The following is a 19,814-nucleotide window of genomic DNA, read 5'->3' as shown; positions in this document are numbered from 1 at the left end:
ACGTTAATAACAACAGTAGAGGATGAAACACATGATAAATTCTGCATTGGTTGCCGAAGGCGGCGGCCAAAAAGGTATTTTTACCGCCGGTGTGTTAGATGCATTTTTAGAGCAAAAGTTTACCCCCTTCGATTTAAAAGTTGGCGTTTCTGCCGGCGCCCAGAACCTTGCCGCCTATTGCGCCAGAGCCCAACAGTACGCCCACACGGCGATACAACTGACCACAGAGCAACAGTTTTTTCGCCCGGCGCGGTTTTTTACCGGCGGCAATGTGATTGACCTGGATTGGTATTTTCATGAGGTGCAGCACAATGGCAAGGTGCGCTTTCCCACCACGCCCGCCAACCTGACGCCACAAAGCAACTTTTATGCGGTGGCCAGTCATTTTGACTCCTTCGCCCCCCATTATCTGCACACCTGGCACGATAATATGTTTTCGCACCTGAAGGCTTCTTGCGCCATCCCGTTTTTATATCGCCCCGGAGTTGAAGTTCAAGGGCAAGGGCTGATGGACGGCGGTGTCGCCGATCCGCTGCCTGTACGCTGGGCTCATGAACAAGGCGCGAAAACCATCTGGGTGATACGAACGGTGGAAGCCCATAATGACGGTAAGATGCCCATACTGGAGCGTTTAAAGCCGATCATGAGCCGCATTAATCAGTCGCCGCGCATGTTTGCCATGTATCACCATTATCAACGCCGTTATGCGGAAGCGGTGGACTTTATGAATGCGCCGCCAGAGGGCGTTAACATAGTACAAATAGCGCCGACCCGGCCCTTGCACTCCATGGTGTTGGGCTCAGATCCGGCAACCTTGCAGGACGACTATCGTCTCGGTTTTGAACTGGGAATGGATGCGGTGCAGAAATGGCAAGATGCCAGTGCTTATGTGGGGTGAAATTTAAAGCGGGCTTTCCACCCCACCCTAAGGCTAATCCTGATACAGGCTTTTGCCAAAGCGCTGCGACTTGGGCAAGTAGTGGTCGTTATAATCCAGTGAGTAGGCAATATGATGCGCCTTGCCCTTAAGCTCGGTACGCGGCACTAAGCCATAATAACGGGAGTCGGCACTGTTACGGCGGTTGTCCCCCATCATCAGGTAATGATCGGCGGGGATATGCACGGGAGCAAAATGGCCGCTGGCGCCAGGGCGGGTCTTATCTATACGGATAGCATGCACCACATCACCTAATTCCTCGGTAGCCAGCAGTTCGTCGGCGTTATCCTTTGTGATGGCATAAGTTAGCGCCTCACCGTTGATCGTCAGCACCTCATTTTTCATGGCCAGGGTATCGCCCGGCAGACCCACCACCCGCTTGATCAAGAGCTCATCAGCGGCGGCTGATTGAAACACCACAATATCACCGCGCTCGGGCTCGCCGGTACGCATCAGTGAATAGCTGGTGAAGGGAATACGTAAATCATAAGCCATCTTATTAACCGTGATTTGATCGCCAATTTCTATGGTTGGTAACATGGAGCCACTGGGGACCCGATACCAGTCGGCAAAGGAGCTGCGCATGGTAAATAAACAGGCGAGAAAAAGGATCAGGCCCCAGTTATTTTTGAGGCCTTTATGCAATATCAAGGAAAGAGAAGAAATGGCTAGCGATGATTTATTGTTGGCTGCTTTTTTTAACATCGGACGCTCCGGGCGAATTATGCTTTCATCCTTAGAGCGCCTGGTGTTGGAAAAGTTTAGCTGCAAATGTAACAACTTATATAGTCGCTACATTAGCCTTCGGATTGTTCCCCAGAAGATAAGTGCCGCGACACCCACCAGGTTGCCAGTTGCAGCATCAGGGCACAGGCCAAACAAGCCAGCAAACCGCTGACCTGATACAACCAACCGGACAGCAAGGTGCCAATTAAGCGACCGCTGGCATTGGCCATATAATAAAAGCCCACATCCAAGGATACGGCATCGCGGTCAGCCAGCTTCACAACCAGATAACTGTGCAGCGACGAGTTAATGGCAAACACGGCACCAAACAGCAATAAACCCAGTACTAAAACCCAGGTTTGAGCGTTGCTGTTATTGCCGATAAAGACCAAGGCCAGCAGCAAGAGCAAGGTCACCAGAGCCAGCAAACCACTGTAACGCTGCGCCTGCTTAAACACCGAATGACTGTTACTGCGGGTAAACCTGGGCGCCATGCTTTGCACCACACCGTAGGCAATGATCCACAGCGCCATAAAGCCGCCCACCTGCTGATGCTGCCAGCCCAGTTGGCTGATAAAAAACACCGGCAAGGCCACCACAAACCACACATCCCGTGAGGCAAACAAAAACAAGCGCGCCAAAGACAAGCGGTTTAAGGCAGCGCTTTTAGAAAACACATCCTTAAACTTGGGCTTAAACTTGCTGCGTCCCAAGTCTTCACCCAGTAATACTGAGCTAAGCACAAAGCCCAAGGCTACCAGGGCGATTAACGCCCATACCGCGCCTTGAAAAGACAGCATGGATAACAATAAACCACCAAGAAAGTACCCTAAACCCTTAAGGGCATTTTTCGAGCCGGTAAGCAGTGCCACCCACTGGTATAAACGCCCCTGCTGTTGCTCCTTGACCACGAGCTTAATGGCGCTTTTGGCACTCATTTTATTGAGATCCTTGGCGATGCCACTGAGCGCTTGCGCCGCCATCACCCAGAGCACGGTTAACAGGCTTTTATCCACCAAGAGCATGGCCAGGGCGCCGATTTGCAGCGCCATGCCCAGTTGCATGGTGCGATTAAGCCCGATGCGGGCGCCAAGCCAGCCGCCCACCAAGTTAGTGACGACACCAAAAAACTCATAAAACAAAAACAGCATGGCTATCGCCAAGGGCGTATAGCCAAGCTGATAAAAGTACAGCACCACCAACATACGTAGGGCGCCATCGCTTAGGGTAAAGGCCCAGTAATTGGCGGTGATCACCCCATACTGCTGCAGTGGCGTTGACTTCATCATGATGTGCCCTAATTAAAGATCCGCGGCTACTTTTGCGACCAGCTCGGCGCTACGATTGGCATAGCCCCACTCATTGTCATACCACAAGTACAATTTGGCCTGAGTGCCGTTCACCACCATGGTTGAAAGCGCATCGACTATGCTCGAGCGCGGGTCGGTGCGGTAGTCAATCGACACCAGCGGCTTTTCCTCATAACCCAAAATGCCTTTTAGCTCGCCCTCGGCGGCGGCCTTAAACCAGGCGTTGAGCTCCTGCTCCGTGGTTTCACGCTCCAGCTCGAACACGCAGTCCGTGATTGAGGCATTGGCAAGGGGCACACGAATGGCGTGACCATTAAGCTTGCCCTTAAGCTCGGGGAAGATATGAGTAATGGCGGTGGCCGAACCCGTGGTGGTCGGAATAAGGCTCATGCCACAGGCCCGGGCACGGCGCAGATCCTTATGCGGCGCATCCAAGATGGTTTGCGTATTGGTGATATCGTGCACCGTGGTCATGGAGCCGTGCTTAATGCCGATATTATCTTGCAGCACCTTAACCACAGGCGCCAAACAGTTGGTGGTGCACGAAGCAGCCGTCACAAGATCATGCTCATCGCTCTTATAGAGATGATCGTTCACCCCCATGACGATATTGAGCACGCCCTCTTCTTTAACCGGGGCCGTTACCACTACTTTTTTAACCCCTTGATCTAGGTATTGCTGCAACAACGCACGGGTTTTCATTTTGCCTGAAGCCTCAATCACAATATCGCATCCTGACCAGTCAACCTCGGCAATCGTCTTTTGCTGTGAGCAACTTAGGGTTTGGCCGTTAACCAGCATGTGCCCATCGCTGGCGCTTGGGGCGTGATGCCAACGACCGTGCACGGAATCAAATTCTAATAAGTGCGCCAAGGTGGCGGCATCGCCGCCTGGGTCGTTGATCTGTACAAACTCAAGCTCGGGCCAGTCGAAGGCGGCGCGCATGATCAGCCGCCCCATGCGACCAAAACCATTGATCCCTACTTTGATTGTCATCTGTATCTCCTTTGGGTGAAATTCACCCTAGTTGCAGCATGAAGCCTGGCGCTCGGGCCTGGCTCCCATATTGTCTAAACCGGTTAAGGCCGCAGCCAGAAGGTGCGGGTTCTCAGTTAATGTGGTTTCTAATACCTGACGCTGCCAGCTCGGCAACTGCTCGTTAATGCGGTAGTAGACCCATTGTTTATGCTTGCGCGTACACAAGAGTTGCGCCTCTTTCAATAGCGCTAAATGCCGGGATATTTTCGGCTGACTCAGTCCTAATGCACTGACCAGCTCGCACACACACAACTCCCCCTGATGTAAAATCAGCAGGCAAATAAGTAACCGAGTGTCATCGCTTAGTGCTTTAAAAAAGTTAACGGCCATCTTGTATATATGAAATTTCGTATGTGGCGAATACTAGCCCAGCTTTTTTATATACGCAATATCGTATATAGCTAATCTTTCCTAACGCCAAGGCATAAAAAAAGCCGCTCAAGGCGGCTTTGACATAACAACAATGGAATTATAAAAACTTGGCGAGGTTTTGCACCTGATCCAACATGCGGTTAGAAAAACCCCACTCGTTATCGTACCAGGCCATCACCTTAACCAGTTTGCCATCAACCCGGGTTTGCGTGGCATCGAATACCGATGAAGCCGGGTTATGGTTGAAATCGATAGACACCAGCGGCAGCTCGTTATAGGCCAGCACCTCAGCCATGGCACCTTGGGAAGCGGCCTTCACTGCGGCATTAACTTCCTCGATACTGGTTTCGCGCTTGGCGATAAAGGTCAAATCAACCAAGGACACATTAATGGTCGGCACCCGCACCGCCATGCCATCGAGCTTACCGGCCAATTCCGGCAGCACTAACCCCACCGCCTTGGCAGCCCCGGTTTTGGTCGGGATCATCGACTGCGTCGCACTGCGCGCCCGATAGAGATCCGGGTGATAAACGTCTGACAGGTTTTGGTCGTTAGTATAGGAATGAATGGTGGTCATGCTGCCCTGCTCTATACCTATGGCATCGTTTAGGGCTTTAGCGACAGGAGCCAAACAGTTGGTGGTACAAGAGGCATTGGAAATAATGTTGCATTGAGCATTGAGCACCTCGTCGTTAACACCATGCACTACCGTGGCATCCATATCTGTGCCTGGCGCAGAGAGGATCACCTTCTTGGCACCCGCTTCAATATGCTTGGCCGCCGCTTCGCGGGAAGTAAACAGGCCAGTACACTCTAAAACGATGTCGACGCCGAGCTGTGCCCAAGGCAGGTTTGCCGGGTCGCGTTCCTGCAGCAGCTTGATCTCATATGACCGACGATCATTACATCATCTTGCAGGCTGACTTTTTGCGAAAACTGCCCGTGTACCGAGTCAAATTGGGTCAAATGAGCGTTAACATTAGCCGGTGCCAAATCATTAATGGCAAGGATACTGATGTCTTTATTACGACCTGATTCATACAGTGCTCTAAGGGTGTTACGACCGATGCGACCATAACCATTGATAGCTACCTTAATCATCTTCACTCTCCCCGTTATTATTTAAGTTGGCTGGCTTGGTGCGCAAGTTCTTCTATCGCTTGCCAGTCCTTGTTTTCGATTAATTTTTTATCCAGCATCCAGGTACCGCCGACACAGACTACGTTATCCAAGGCCAGGTACTCAGGTGCGCTTTGTAGGCTGATACCGCCGGTGGGGCAGAATTTAATACCGGGTAAAGGGCCACCGATGGATTTGAGCATGGCCGGACCGCCCGCGGCCGCCGCCGGGAAAAACTTTAAAAAGGAGAAGCCACGCTCGGCGAGCCTCATTACTTCGCTTGGTGTGGCCGCTCCGGGCAAGAAGGGAATATCGCTTTGGCTGGCCAAGGCCAGTAATTCATCGTTCACGCCCGGGCTCACCATAAAGTCGGCACCGGCGTTTACTGAGGCTGCAAAAGTGGCCTTATCGATCACCGTCCCCGTGCCCACATAAGCGTCGGGAACGGTTTCTTTCATAATTTTCACTGCCTCTGCCGCCACCGGGGTGCGCAGGGTAATTTCCAAGGCGCGCAAGCCCCCCTTGTACAGAGCCTGAGCCAAGGGAGCGGCGTCCTCAAGGCGCTCAATCACCACCACAGGAACCACGGGTGCCGATGCTAAAATCTGTTCTATTGCCATGTTAAATCCTCATTCCCAGTGACATTATTCTTGTTCGTAGGCCGGTGCGAAGGCACTGGCTCCTAAATCAGCGCTGCTGACAATATTTCTAAATCCAGCAAACAGTTCGCGGCCGGTGCCATAGGTGGCGCCGCTGTGCACCAGTTCGATGTCACGGGCGGCCAACTCTTCATCGCTGACATGCAGTTTTAGTACGCCGTTTGGCGCGTCTAATGTCAGCAAGTCGCCGTCTTTGATTTTGGCTATCATGCCGCCTTCAACCGCTTCAGGAGCCAAATGAATGGCCGCGGGTACCTTACCCGAGGCGCCGGACATACGCCCGTCGGTAACTATGGCCACCTTAAAGCCTTCATCTTGCAAGCTGGCCATAACCGGGGTCAGCTTATGCAGCTCCGGCATGCCTTTGGCTTTTGGCCCCTGCTCCTTGATCACGGCAATAAAATCCTGGTTGAGTTCGCCGCGAGCAAAGGCGCTTTGCAGCGATGCCTGATCGGCAAACACCTTGGCCGGAGCACTCACTACCTGATGTTGCTCCTGCACTGCGGAGACCTTGATCACCGCCTTGCCAAGATTGCCGGTCAGCAGTTGCAGACCGCCGCTGCGGTTAAATGGATTATCCGCCGGACGTAACACCTCCTGATCATGGGATTGCTCGGCGCACGGCACCCATTTCACCTTGGTCGGGCCATTGTTATCGGAGATGATTAAATTCACATCTTTATCCAAGCGCGGCTCTGTGGTGTAGGTTTCAAGCCCCTCACCCAAGATGGTTTTGACATCATTGTGCAGCAGGCCTTTGGCAAGCAATTGCTTCATCAAATAGCCCATGCCGCCAGCGGCCTGGAAATGGTTTACATCGGCAGAGCCGTTGGGGTAGATACGGGTTAACAGAGGCACGACTTCGGATAAGTCCGCCATGTCTTTCCAGGTCAGTTCAACACCTGCGGCCTTGGCCATGGCCACCAAGTGGATGGCATGGTTGGTCGAACCGCCGGTGGCCAAAAGGCCAACCAGACCATTGATAATGGTTTTTTCACTCATCACCTCGGCCATGGGCACCGCATCCTTACTTGTGACTAGCTGTTTAAGCATGGTCTCTACCGCGTGTGCGGTCAAACCATCGCGCAGCTCGGTATAAGGGTTCACAAATGAGCTGCCCGGCAGGTGCAGGCCCATGATCTCCATCAGCATTTGATTTGAGTTCGCAGTACCGTAGAAGGTGCAGGTACCGGCGCTATGATAAGACTCGCTTTCGGCCTTTAACAGCTCTTCACGGCTGACAAGGCCCTGGGCAAATTTTTGTCTTACGCGGGCTTTTTCTTTGTTGGGAATGCCTGAAGGCATGGGCCCTGCTGGCAGGAAAAATACCGGTAAATGGCCAAATGATAAGGCGCCAATAACCAGTCCAGGGACGATTTTGTCACACACGCCCAAACAGAATACGCCATCGAAAACATCGTGTGATAAGGCGATGGCCGTCGACATGGCAATCACATCGCGGGAAAACAGCGACAGGTCCATGCCATCACGCCCCTGGGTCACGCCATCGCACATGGCCGGCACGCCGCCGGCAACCTGAGCAGTGGCATCGAATTTGGTAGCGATTTGCTTAATTAAATCCGGGTATTCCTTATACGGCACATGGGCCGACAACATGTCGTTGTATGAATTGATAATGGCTAAATTTGGCTTTTCATCACCGCTTAGACGCGCCTTGTCATCGCTTGTACAAGCCGCCATAACATGGGCAAGGTTGCCACATCCGATACCAGCACGTACGCGCGTTTGTGATTTAGCCGCTTGCATACGGGCCAAATAGGCGGCACGGCTCGCTTTACTGCGTTCGATTACCCGTTCGGTGACTTCTTTAATACGCGGATGCAACATAGTTCTGCTCTTTCTTGCCAGTAAGTCGATAAAAGGCTCAGCACATCAGTACAGACTCCCCGCACTGAGGTACTGAGCAGCTTGGATTACCCGTTCAAAGGTACGTTGCCAACTCGTCTCTCACAACCGAGCTGACACCGGTGTCAGGATATTAACTCACAACCATGACACCGGTGTCAACCCTCCATGTAAATTTAGTCTAAAAAATCTATGTTGCGAGTTTTTGACCTTTTATTGCCATTTTTCACACCAGCTGAGGGCACTTGGCAAAGATTGAAGAAAGAGCGCCGAAAACAAAAAACCAACACCTGGGCAAACCCGGATGTTGGTTTTTAATTTCCGTGCAATTGGGGTTTAAAACGTTAGGACTTTGGCGCTGCGGTGGACTCGCGACAAATAAGTTTGGCTTCCAAGGTGATTTGCAGCGGCTCTTTTTGCTGCTCTTCATCGCCATTATCGCCCTGGTTGATTTGCTCGATTAAATGCTCAACCGCCAGGCGTGTCATCTCCTCCACCGGCTGGGCTATGGTGGTGAGCCCGGGCCAGATATGGCGCGCAATGGGAGCATTATCAAAACCGGCAATGGCAATATCGTCGGGGACCTTTAAATCCATTTGGGTGGCCGCTTTGAGTACTGCCGCCGCCATATAATCATTTGAGGCAAACACGGCGGTGGGTCTGGGGTCTAAATGCAATATGGTTTCGGCGCTGTCGGCACCTGAGTGATAGGAGAAATTCCCCTCTTCCACCAGATGCTCCTGATAGGCAATGCCATGTTCGGCAAGCGCCCGGCGATAGCCGTTAAAACGCTGCTCGGTGGCACTGTGATCCGGATGGCCCTTAATAAAGGCAATGTCTTTGTGACCGAGCTCGATAAGCAGCTCGGTAATTTCAAAGGCACCCTGCTCGTCATTGCTGCGCACCGAAATCGACTCATCATCGAGTTTCACCGAAGCCACCCGGGCAAAGGGCACTTTTTTCTGACGTAAAAAGGCCACCAGCTCACCGTGGTCGGAAAACGGTGGCGTTAATACCAGGCCATCGATACGTGAGGTTTGTAACAGTTGCTCAATATTGTCGAGCAGCGCCTGACCGCGCAGCTCACAAGGATGGATCAAGAGATTAAAACCATGTTGATGGCAGGCCGCCAAAGCACCGCTTTGCAGACGGGTAATATAACTTTTCGAAGGATTGTCGTATAAGCAGGCAATAATAAAGCTGCGATTACGGGCCAATCCCCGGGCAATAGGGTTAGGTGTATAGTCGAGCTCTTTAAAGGCCTTAAGCACCTTTTCCCGGGTCACGTCGCTGACGTTGGGCTCATTATTAAGCACCCGGGAGACGGTCTTTTTCGATACACCAGCATAGCTAGCAACACTGTTTATAGTTATCTTTTTCATCGTTGACTAGTATCTTCCTTAATCGCCTTGCCTTGTCGAACAGCCCGTTGAGCTAGCCGTTGGGCTCGCCGTATGAATACAGGCCGCGGCGCCAATAAAGGGAATATGTTCTTGGCACACCAAGGTCACAGGTATTTGACTGTTATACTGCGACATCACCCCTTTAGCAATAAATCGTTCATTAAATCTACTCGTTAGCAGCCGCTGTTGCATACGCGGCAAAATACCGCCACCGATAAATACGCCGCCTAATGCACCAAAGCTCAGGGCTATATCACCGGCAACGCTGCCAAGCCAATCGCAAAAATGGTTCAGGGTACGCTCGGCAATCATACATTCTTTATTTTCTGCCAGAGCCGCTATTTGCGCCGCATCTATGTCTTCTACCGTTTGCCCATGAACCTTGGCCATGGCGCGATACAGACGGGCGATGCCGGGGCCGGCAAAGACATTTTCCACCGACACATGTTGCAGGTCTTCGCGCAGCACATTATGCAATTGACGGTCTAACTCTGTCACCGGGGCCAAACTAATATGCCCCGCTTCACAGCTCATTACCGCCTGTTGACCCTGCGAGCGCACCAGACAAGCGGCGCCAAAGCCGGTGCCCGGTCCGAATACGGCGATATTGGCATGCTCCTGGGCAATGCCTTGCTTAACGCAGATATTATCGCGCTCATTCAAATAAGGAGCGGCATAGGCAAAGGCGGCAAAATCGTTGATCACTTGTAAATTGTCAAACCCGAAACGCTGCTTCAGTTGCTGGGTATTAAATTGCCACCCCAAATTGGTGAGCATCACTTCTGCCCCCTTAACCGGACCGGCTACTGCCAGACAGGCTCGGGTAATGCTGATGGCATTAATCTGAGATAAATAGGCATCGACCGCGTCTTCAAAAGATTTAAAGTCGCAGCTTGGAAAGGTGTGCTGATGTTCAATGGCGAAAGATTTGCTGCTATTGCAGTAGTCGGTAATTAACGCAAAACGGGCGTTAGTGCCGCCAATGTCGGCGACTAAAATAGGTGCAAAAGCCACCTTGTTACCTGCCTGTGGACCTGATGAACTCATTGTCGTTTCTCTTTTTTAATTTATACCAAGTTTTTGGGATTTCCAGGTTTTCCCCAGAGCATTACTTAATCCCAACATTGACTTACCTGGCATAAACTTATTAAGTTTATGTTAGCAGTTCTTTTTTCGCGCTACTGAAAAAAGTGCTGCCCGGGCAGCGGGCAGCCAAACCGTTTTGTGACAACAAAATGATAAAACGCTGACATTATGACACCGGTGTCAGACGGTGATCAATAAAAATTTTCAGTTCCCGCTAAAAATATTGCAAAATGCGCCCCCTATTCGGCCTAATGGCCAAGTGCAAATGCGCACCTAGAATTTCAGCCGGGTTTGTATTAACCCATGAGGACATACATGAAAGGTAAAGCCACCTCCTTCGATATCGCCCACTATGCCGGGGTATCGCAATCAACGGTGTCACGGGCACTGCGCGGCAGCCCCTTGGTCAATGAAGAAACCCGCCGCCGGGTGGTCGAGGTAGCGCGTAAGCTCAATTACAAGGTCGATAAAAATGCCAGTAACCTGAGGGCACAGCAAAGCTCGACTCTGGCGGTACTGCTGTTTGAAGACCCAACCTCGGATGAGTCTCAGATCAACCCCTTTTTCTTGTCCATGCTCGGCTCAATTACCCGAGCCTGTGCCAAGGCCGGCTATGATCTGTTGGTGTCCTTTCAATCCAGCAGCAACGACTGGCACGCCGATTATGCCGAAAGCCACCGCGCCGATGGTATTATCCTGCTCGGCTACGGCGACTATATGGACTACCAAAGCAAGTTTGAGCGCCTGCTAGAGAGCGATACCAAGTTTGTGTGCTGGGGTGCCAATGTTGAAGGACGCCCGGAGTTAACCGTCAGCTGTGACAACAGTCGCGGCGGCGCCCTGGTGGCCGAGCACTTAATTGAATTAGGACGCACCGACTGTGCCTTTATCGGCGATACATCACACCATAGCCCGGAGTTCAGCGCCCGTTTTAATGGCTTTGCCGAGCGCCTTAAAACTCATGGTGCTCATGTGAGCGAACGCAAAATAGCCACCGCAATTTCCACCGAGGAGTCCGGCTATCAGGCGACCAAGTCCTTATTGGCCAATAACATTAAATTTAATGCCCTGTTTGGCGCCAGCGACCTCATTGCCATAGGCGCCATTCGCGCATTGCAGGAGGCAGGCTTAAGGGTGCCCCATGATGTGTCCGTGGTTGGCTTTGATGACCTGGCTGTGGCGCGTTTTTGCACCCCGCCACTGTCGACTGTGCAGCAAAACACCACACTCGCCGGGCAAATGCTGGTCGCTAATTTATTGAATTTGATAGCAAAGCAGGAAGTGGATGTTGCCAGCAGCGTCTTACCACCACAATTGATTGTTAGACAATCAAGTAAATAGGTAATGCAGTTTTGTCTAATAGAAAGGCAGTGTTAGGAAATAATAACCTTTTCTGTTAGCCCTTGTGGCAAGGGTAAACCGAGTTTACTCTTGCCTCTTATCTCCCATATCTCATCCACATCGGCGGCATCGACCTCTAATATAAAGCCGTCTGACAGGCTGATAAATCCGAGTCTCGATGCAAGCTCTTCATCATGGGTTATTAAACCAAATGCTTTGGAACGAGAACTATATCCGCAAATAATAAACTCCAGCCCCTTGTAACGCCCTCTTGTTGCTACTTCATAAGCATTGTTCATATCTGCAATCTTGATGCTTTTACAATAGCGGCCTTCGTTGTCATCTAATTTAAACCCCTTGATATAACCTAACTTTTTTGCATAGGAGATTTCTCTCATATGATCTATATCTGGGTCTGATATGCCATGCCCGTAATACTCCCTGACCAGCATATGGGTATTATTATACAGGGTGTAAGTTCCATTTCTTATTTCCACACTATTACCTCGAGTAAAGCTGGTTTCTCTGGTTTATATCTACGCCAACTTACATCAGGTAAATTCATTGCGCCTAGTTTAACGATCACTTCTTAACAGCGTCTAGATAAAACAACCAAGAACACTCACAGGAGTATAACGCACACCTTGATACACATGCTAATTAACTGCTTGTTTTATTTACAATAATAAATCAAGGGCTATTATGAAAATGCCCCCCTAGTCAATAACAATAAAAGAAGGAACTTGTCCTACGTCTCGCAGCTTTTTCCTAAGTGCATTAAGTATTGCCGTATTAGCCGGTTGTGGTGGCTCAGGCGGCTCTGATTCAACAACGCCCCCTGAACCCAGCGGTAAAACGTTAACCATTACCGCTGTGTATAGGGACGCGTGTGGCAACGAAACCCCGGACAGGGATGCAGCCCTGATCATACATAATGCCGATTATTCCAACAAAGCCACGGTGTATGCCGATGACAATGGCGTCATTAGCTACCCAACAACGAAGGATCACGAAACATTTTCTTTAGTCAGGCTAGTCCAAGAGAAAATCGATGGTATTACGCCCGTAGATTTGCTCACCTTCGTTGACCACCCTGTGATCGATTTAGGAAAAAACGCTTTGCAAACGGATGATACCAGTGCATGTGAATGTAGGACCAGCAATGTACAAGTAGCCATCCCCGCACGCGTTAACAGCTATGTAGAAAGTAGCATGTTATATGGTGCAATGTTCGACACCTATCAAAAAGGCGTTGGTTCAGTCACGTACCAAGCAGTTGTTCAGTGTAAACAAAGTGGTTCCGAGCAATGGCCGCAGCTTTCTGTGATTAACCAGTTTAGCTCGCCGGAGCAAGCGTATGGCGCTTTATTCGCCGACCTCAATGACGGTGGCACAACTGAGGTTGCAGCGGAGCTTGTCGGTACCCCTGTTGTCATTAATTCTGATATGTTTTAAAAGCAAGTCTCTGCTATCGTTGATAGTAATAGTCACTTGTACAATTATGGAGTTAACGGCTCCAAAGATGTCTTCGCTTTCACCCATGAAAGCATAGAGAACCACAGCATTACTGCATACGAACATGAAAATTTAGACAATCCATCCGGTGATGGGTACATCATTACCTCATCAACGGTCAGAACCAAAGAGATTAATCAAGCATTTGATTTACCACCCATGGCTCTGAGCTTAGATGACCTGGCCTCTGTACTGACTCTTGACGGTCAAGATTATGATATAGCCCAAAGCGGCGTAGACTACGCTTTCATTTTCATTGGCATGGAAGCCTCTTACAATAATCGTCCACTTCTTGGCTGGAGTATTTTTGCGCCGCCAAGCGGCACAAGTGTAAACATCGAAAATTTAAACCTTGCTGAGTTTATAGATGAGTCAGTACTTGAGTCTAAGGTGAATTCACTAAGTATGTCTGTAACAGCTAGAGACTATGGCGGCATAGCCGGCTACGAAGACTATATGAAGCGACGTCCGACTAGACAACCCAGTACCTTTAATGACCCTGAATATGCGCAAGCTAAAACCAAGACAGTTCAATTGACAGTCGATGACCTTAGTTACTCGAAATCAGCCTTGTCTAACCTAATACCGACACAGTTTTAAACGACTCCACACTAAAATGCCGCCTATAAATATAGGCGGCATTTTTTGCCTAATTGGACGCAGCCCAATTAATTTTGCTTAAGTTTTTGCTCTACCACAGGATAGTGATCCCACACCCGTTTATCGCTTAGTGAGCGCAGCAGTTTCACGTATTCGGCGTGAGTCCATGCCAGAGGTGTGGCCGAGTTGGTGCCCTGCCCCATCTCATAACCGAAGGGGTTAACGCCAACGCCATCCCATACCTGCTCTGGTAGCATCATGCCCTTATTGGCAAAGCCTTCCATACCGCGTACATAGGTGTGCTGGATATCCGCATACTTCTGCGCCGCAGCGTCGCCTGTTAGCGATTGCGCCACGGCAATTTCATAGTGACCGCGCTCACCGGTAAAGAAGGGCCATACACGACCGCGTTGACCATCGCTATTCACTCCACCCTCGGCGTAGTTGGTACCACGTTTTTCATCTTCACCATAGCCATCGTTACCGTAACGGCGCCAGCCCGGGAAGGCCTCGCCTTCGGCATCGGTGAAGCTGTATTTAACGCGCAGGTTTTCCGCTAGGGTTTGATCATCGTACTCCGGCAGTGATTCGAGTACCGAGTCACTGCTTGCTGCACGTACGCCATAACGCACCAGCTCCAGGAAACCGCCATCGAGGATCAGCTTCTTATCCATGCCCTGACGGCCATTGTTGGCGGCCAACTTGGTATCGGCGTTGGCATTCAGGTCCTGAGCGATACGCACAAAATAACGGCCATTGGCATTGTCGCCCTTGAGCGTACCCTTGGTAGTAAACATCAGGGCTTCAACGTCCTGGTTATATTGTTTGGCCGTTGCTAGGTAACGTGCAGCATTTTTATCATCGCCGCTGAGCTTGGCGATTTCCGCGGCACTGATAAGGCCCGCAATAACCGCGGCCGTGGTTGAGGGCGAATAACCGGCCTGCTCTTCCCAACGCTCTTGTTGGGTTAACGGCGGGGTGATCTGCACATCATTCCAAAGAATTTTCGCCAGGCCACCGTCAACGAGAAAGTCGGCGGCAGGTTTAAGCATATCTGCATACCAGTTGCTTAACTCTTCCTTGGTGAGTACCTCACCCTGGTAAAGTTTCCACGCCAGCATAATAGGCATGGCGGTTTGATCCAGCTGGACACCCACCCATTCCAACTCACCATCAACATGGGTCTTTTGTAAGAACCAGCCACTGTCGCCCTGATTACCGGGCGTGTTTTCATGCACCTGCACCTTAGGCAGGTAGTTGAATGCAGCCTTAGCGGTGTCACTGTCGCCCATGGCCAAAAACGCCATGGCCACCTGATAGAAATCACGCACCCAAACCGCCTTATAGCCTGTGTGCCCCTGCTCGGCTTTGACCGTATCACCCCAAGGGTTCGACAAGGACGCAATAAGCGCGCCGGCGTGAGTTTTATCTTCCTGCGCTTTAAGCACCAGAGCACTGGTGTTAAGCAGCTTGCCGCCGTCTTTGGTCGCAGCGTATAAGTCAGCTACAGACAGGCTTTGCAAATAGTCCTGCCAGCCAATAAAGTCGCCTTGGCCATTGTAATGCGCCAATACTGTGTCATAGCCTCGACTCAGGGTCTTTTGTCCCTCGGCCAGAGCGCTTTGCTCCGTGTTGCCATAGCTCAGTACCAAATCAAATTCGGTACCTTCTTTAATCTCACCCAGGGTCGCACTCATGGTGACGTTCCCGGTTTGCTCGCCGGTGCTGGTGTAGCGGGCAAAGCTATTACCTTTATTGAGCTGGGTTAAACGGTCGCTTTGACCGAAAAAGCCTACCGAAGCATCTTTTAGGCCCCGTTTGCTTTGCAGGCTTAAGAAGTGTTTGCCTTGGCTGTAGGCAAGCAATGCATCGCCGGCCACCTTGGCGCTGTCATTTAAGCCATCATTATTTACAAAGGGATTAACCTGCACATGGGCGCTTAGGCCAGGCTGGTTTGCTTCAAAGCGCACGCGCACCATCAGCGACTGAGCATCCGGATCGGTAAAGATATCCTTGATAATACGAAAACGCCCCTGCTCATCTACACTGGTTACCCGGTAGGCCAAAGAAAGCGGACGGCCTTGCTCGTCGGTATCCAGGTACTCAACCGTGTTTTTTAAGCCATCTTGCTCGCTGACCACAAAGTCATCGCCGGTGACAATAAACTGCATATCGCGAATTTGCGCCTGGTGGATAAGGCCAAACATGGTTTCGGTGATCATACCTTTAGCCAGGGAGAACCACACCTTAGACACGGGGCCGGTCGCAGCCTGCTCGCTGTATTGGCCGTTATGATAGGCCTCAAACGAGGTGCCTATGCCGGTTTTGCCCGAATAGGCCCAATAAGGGGTGTCACCTGGTGCACCCGGCGCTACCGCCTGTACCTGAGTTGTTTGCTGCTCGGCGCTGTTACAGCCCGTCAGCCCTGCGACCAGCATGGCCGCCATAACTGAATTTAAAACTTTCACTGAGTGTCCCCTTATTATTTTACTAATTTGACTCGACTAACCGCGATGGCACCTAGGACAAAGGAAATGCCGCCAATCACTAAGGCATAAATAGGCTGGTTGGCGAACCCATGCTTGAGAATAAGACCCAGGACGCTGGCCGCGAGCAACTGTGGAATAACGATAAAGAAGTTAAAAATACCCATGTAGACCCCCATTTTTGCGCTCGGCAAAGTGGTCGATAGCATGGCGTAAGGTAAAGAGAGAATCGACGCCCAGGCAAAACCTATGCCTACCATGGGTAACATCAACCAGCTTGGATCTGCAATAAACATAAAGCTGATTAGCGCCGCCGCGCCTAAGATAAGATTCAGCGCATGGGTCAAACGTATGCCCATGCGCTTAACCATGATAGGAATAATCAAGGCAGCCAAAGCGGCAAAACCATTGTAGGCGGCAAACAGTACACCCACCCAGTCGGCACCGTCGTTATAGGCCTTGGAAGTCACATCTAAGGTATCGTAGTGGTAACTGGTTACCGCCGCCGTGGTATAAATCCACATGGCAAAGAGTGAGAACCAGCTGAAAAACTGCACCCAGGCCAGCTGGCGCATGGCCGTTGGCATGGTGAAAACATCGTAAACCACGGCGAAAAAGCCGTTTTCTGTGTATTCCTTCGCTTGCTGCCACAGGGCAATGCCTTGCAACAAGGCAAAGGCCACTAGTCCGGCGCCCAGCAGATACAGCTCTTTTTCCAGATCTAGGGCCGTCACCAAGGCGATAATAGACACGCCAATCACACCACTGATGCTCATGGTGCGGCCAAAATTAATCTCTTGCTTTTGCATGTCGCTCTCAAGATGCGCTTCGCTCTTTTCAAACGCCGCCAACTGCTCTGGACTGTATTCCTTGGTGGTAAACACTGTCCACATCACGCTCACCAATAAGAAGGCACCGCCAATATAGAAGGCATATTGCACCGACTCAGGGATCACCCCGGCAGCGGCAGTATTGCTGACATCAAACCAGTTACTCAGAATCCAAGGCAGACTTGAGGCCACCACGGCGCCTATGCCGATAAAGAAGCTTTGCAGCGAATAACCCAGGGCCCGCTGTTTATTCGGCAGATTATCGCCCACTAAGGCACGAAACGGCTCCATGGTAACGTTAATGGACGCGTCCATAATCCACAGCATACCGGCGGCAACCCACAGAGTTGGCGAGTTCGGCATTACCAGAAGTGCTGCCGTGGTCACTATGGCACCATAGAAAAAGTAAGGACGACGACGGCCTAAGCGTCCCCAGGTTTTATCGCTCATATAGCCGATGATCGGCTGTACGATCAAACCGGTTAAAGGCGCTGCGACCCAAAGAATGGGAATATCATCGATATCGGCACCCAGGGTTTGGAAAATACGACTGACATTGGCATTTTGCAGGGCAAAGCCGAATTGTATGCCCATAAAGCCCAAACACATGTTCCAAATTTGCCAGAAGCTCAGGCTAGGCCTTTCAATATTCATCTACTTGGATCCCCATCTGAAACACGGTAACGCCCTGATATGGCAACTTGATTGGAATTTCCTTATCTAAATACAGAGGATCCGTACCCAGGAGGGTTTTCCCGACCATGGCTTCCTCTGGCTCAATATCCACAAACACCGGATGCTTGCCAAAGTTAGCAACCACGACAATACGCTGATCGCCTAGCCTGCGCTCAAAACTGATCACTGCATGGGGCGCCGAGTTTGGCACTGGGATCAGCTCACCGGCGACAATTGCAGGAAGAGAATTAAGCGCCATCAAATCTATATAAAACTGGCGCAGCGCACGCTGCTCATCGTTAAGCGCGCCGCCGTCGAACTTGCCGCCATTCATCCACTGCTGATGCGCGGGCACGCCGATATAATCAAAAATACTGGTGCGCGTTGGGTCGCCGAATCCCGGCTCTTCAGAGCCGTCTTCGCCCACGGTTTGGCCGAAATACAGCATGCTAGGTGAGCGCCCAATCAGGGTTGAGACCGTCATCGCCGGCTTGCCCCAGCGCATATCGCCAGCAAAATCCGGGCTCGCCAGGCGCTGCTCATCGTGGTTTTCCAAAAAGTGCAGCATATGCTGTTCAATATCTGCCACCTCTTGGTGCGTTGCCAGCAGCTCGCTGGCCTCTGCTTTACCTTGAATAATGGCCTTAAGGCTGTCGTAGAAACCGACCTTGTCGTACAGGTAATCCATCTTGCCTAAATGAATATAAGGGCGGTACAGCTCGGGGTTATAAACCTCGGCCAGCAAGAAGGCATCCGGGTTGCTCATCTTGATGGAGGAGTTTAAAAAGCTCCAAAATTCCACCGGCACCATTTCCGCCATATCGTAGCGGAAGCCATCGACGCCCTTTTCGAGCCAGTATTGGGTGATATCGCGGAACTTATACCAGCTATCGGGCAGCTCCTGCTCCTGCCAAAAGGCATAATGGGCACGATAATCCAGCTCGGCGTAGTTATCCGGCAAACGGGGGAAGTCATAGCTGCCATCCGGCTTGACGCCATAGTTGATCTTTACCGTTTCATACCAGTCGTTAATATCCGGCTGGGCCTTGCGAGCACCATTACCTGTCCATTTCGCCGGGCTTTCGGCAAATTTACCGTCCGCAAGCGGGTGGCTTTGGCCGCCCAGCACCTGATAGTTGGTGTCTTGGGGAACAATAAAGTCCTCACCGGCCACATAATAGAAGTTGTTGTCGCGCTTATAAGCGACACTGGTATCGTCATTGGCACCGAAATCTGCAGTGCCCTGAGGCTTGCTGACGGAATGATAATCGCGGGCGACATGATTGGGCACTATGTCGATGATCACCTTCATGCCATGCTTATGGGTGCGTGCGATCAGCTCTTCAAATTCACGCAGGCGGTCGGCGGGTTTGGATGCCAAGTCCGGATTCACATTGTAGTAATCCTTAATGGCATAGGGCGAGCCGGCGCGGCCTTTAACCACGTCTGGATCATCGCTTGGCAGGCCAAAATCGCTGTAGTCGGTCACCATGGCATGGTGCAAAACACCGGTATACCAAATATGAGTGACACCCAGCTCTTTAATGCCTATAAGCGCCGCATCATTGAAATCTGCAAATTTACCGACGCCGTTTTGCTCCAGCGTGCCCCAGGGTTCATTGGTGCTCTTGGTATTACCAAATAAACGGGTAAATACCTGATAGACCACGGGCTTTTGCATCTGCTGCATGCCCTGCTCTGCGGTGTTCTCAGTGCTTGCGTCTTGTTGTTGTGGCCCCTGGCCACAGGCGACAAGCGCGGCGCTGAGCGACAGTGCCAATAACGGCGTTTTCAACTTGCTATTTATCATTCGCTTACTTTATTTATCTTTTGTTATGACAAAAATATTAC

General features: G+C 51.0%; 16 protein-coding genes and 1 pseudogene. 4 read left to right on the top strand and 13 right to left on the bottom strand.

The window, feature by feature from the left end:
- The first annotated feature begins 31 nt into the window (after window positions 1-31).
- Window positions 32-898, top strand: a complete 867-nt coding sequence (locus tag C2M17_RS02150; protein ID WP_233997900.1) for a patatin-like phospholipase family protein — start codon at window positions 32-34, stop codon at window positions 896-898.
- A gap of 33 nt (window positions 899-931) precedes the next feature.
- Here C2M17_RS02150 and lepB read toward each other — a convergent pair whose 3' ends face one another.
- From lepB to glk, 9 genes and pseudogenes are all read right to left on the bottom strand, one after another.
- A complete protein-coding gene (gene lepB, locus C2M17_RS02145) occupies window positions 932-1,642 on the bottom strand; it encodes a signal peptidase I (RefSeq protein WP_105199233.1) in 711 nt (236 codons plus the stop codon).
- Between the two features lie 92 nt (window positions 1,643-1,734).
- Window positions 1,735-2,952, bottom strand: coding sequence for an organoarsenical effux MFS transporter ArsJ (gene arsJ, locus C2M17_RS02140; RefSeq protein ID WP_105199232.1), 1,218 nt, complete (start codon window positions 2,950-2,952; stop codon window positions 1,735-1,737).
- A gap of 12 nt (window positions 2,953-2,964) precedes the next feature.
- The gene (locus tag C2M17_RS02135) at window positions 2,965-3,969 is read right to left on the bottom strand and encodes an ArsJ-associated glyceraldehyde-3-phosphate dehydrogenase (protein ID WP_105199231.1); all 1,005 of its coding nucleotides are present in this window, start codon (window positions 3,967-3,969) and stop codon (window positions 2,965-2,967) included.
- Between the two features lie 27 nt (window positions 3,970-3,996).
- Window positions 3,997-4,341: a metalloregulator ArsR/SmtB family transcription factor gene (locus C2M17_RS02130; RefSeq protein WP_199775984.1), complete on the bottom strand. Its 345-nt coding sequence runs from the start codon at window positions 4,339-4,341 to the stop codon at window positions 3,997-3,999.
- Window positions 4,342-4,480: 139 nt separating this feature from the next.
- Window positions 4,481-5,484: pseudogene (gap, locus tag C2M17_RS02125) on the bottom strand (type I glyceraldehyde-3-phosphate dehydrogenase).
- Window positions 5,485-5,501: 17 nt separating this feature from the next.
- On the bottom strand, window positions 5,502-6,122 hold the full coding sequence (gene eda / locus C2M17_RS02120) for a bifunctional 4-hydroxy-2-oxoglutarate aldolase/2-dehydro-3-deoxy-phosphogluconate aldolase (protein ID WP_105199229.1): 621 nt from the start codon (window positions 6,120-6,122) through the stop codon (window positions 5,502-5,504).
- 24 nt (window positions 6,123-6,146) lie between these two features.
- Entirely contained in the window at window positions 6,147-8,009 is a 1,863-nt protein-coding gene (gene edd / locus C2M17_RS02115) for a phosphogluconate dehydratase (RefSeq protein WP_105199228.1), read from the bottom strand.
- Window positions 8,010-8,371: 362 nt separating this feature from the next.
- A complete protein-coding gene (locus C2M17_RS02110; protein ID WP_105199227.1) occupies window positions 8,372-9,409 on the bottom strand; it encodes a LacI family DNA-binding transcriptional regulator in 1,038 nt (345 codons plus the stop codon).
- Between the two features lie 18 nt (window positions 9,410-9,427).
- Window positions 9,428-10,477 carry a glucokinase gene (glk, locus tag C2M17_RS02105; protein WP_105199226.1) on the bottom strand — a complete coding sequence of 350 codons (1,050 nt, stop codon included), beginning with the start codon at window positions 10,475-10,477 and terminating at the stop codon, window positions 9,428-9,430.
- Window positions 10,478-10,831: 354 nt separating this feature from the next.
- Here glk and C2M17_RS02100 point away from each other — a divergent pair, with 354 nt between their 5' ends.
- Window positions 10,832-11,857, top strand: coding sequence for a LacI family DNA-binding transcriptional regulator (locus tag C2M17_RS02100; RefSeq protein ID WP_105199225.1), 1,026 nt, complete (start codon window positions 10,832-10,834; stop codon window positions 11,855-11,857).
- Between the two features lie 32 nt (window positions 11,858-11,889).
- Here the strand turns inward: C2M17_RS02100 and C2M17_RS02095 are convergent, their stop codons facing one another.
- Complete coding sequence (locus C2M17_RS02095; protein WP_158683964.1) at window positions 11,890-12,354, bottom strand: hypothetical protein; 465 nt, start codon at window positions 12,352-12,354, stop codon at window positions 11,890-11,892.
- A gap of 376 nt (window positions 12,355-12,730) precedes the next feature.
- Between C2M17_RS02095 and C2M17_RS02090 the strand changes: the two genes are divergently transcribed.
- A complete protein-coding gene (locus C2M17_RS02090; RefSeq protein WP_105199223.1) occupies window positions 12,731-13,312 on the top strand; it encodes a hypothetical protein in 582 nt (193 codons plus the stop codon).
- Between the two features lie 36 nt (window positions 13,313-13,348).
- Complete coding sequence (locus tag C2M17_RS02085) at window positions 13,349-13,972, top strand: hypothetical protein (RefSeq protein WP_105199222.1); 624 nt, start codon at window positions 13,349-13,351, stop codon at window positions 13,970-13,972.
- Between the two features lie 68 nt (window positions 13,973-14,040).
- Here the strand turns inward: C2M17_RS02085 and C2M17_RS02080 are convergent, their stop codons facing one another.
- Genes C2M17_RS02080 through C2M17_RS02070 form a run of 3 tightly spaced genes read right to left on the bottom strand, consistent with a single transcriptional unit; the run spans window position 14,041 to window position 19,773 of the window.
- Window positions 14,041-16,440 carry a glycoside hydrolase family 15 protein gene (locus C2M17_RS02080; RefSeq protein WP_233997899.1) on the bottom strand — a complete coding sequence of 800 codons (2,400 nt, stop codon included), beginning with the start codon at window positions 16,438-16,440 and terminating at the stop codon, window positions 14,041-14,043.
- Window positions 16,441-16,454: 14 nt separating this feature from the next.
- Window positions 16,455-17,942 (bottom strand): MFS transporter, encoded by a 1,488-nt coding sequence (locus tag C2M17_RS02075; protein WP_105199220.1) that lies wholly within the window; start codon window positions 17,940-17,942, stop codon window positions 16,455-16,457.
- Complete coding sequence (locus C2M17_RS02070) at window positions 17,932-19,773, bottom strand: alpha-amylase family glycosyl hydrolase (protein ID WP_105199219.1); 1,842 nt, start codon at window positions 19,771-19,773, stop codon at window positions 17,932-17,934. The genes C2M17_RS02075 and C2M17_RS02070 overlap by 11 nt, the downstream gene beginning before the upstream one ends.
- Window positions 19,774-19,814: the final 41 nt, after the last annotated feature.

Source organism: Pseudoalteromonas sp. T1lg10, assembly GCF_002964545.1.
GTDB lineage: Bacteria > Pseudomonadota > Gammaproteobacteria > Enterobacterales > Alteromonadaceae > Pseudoalteromonas.
This window is presented reverse-complemented; position numbering and strand designations above follow the sequence as displayed.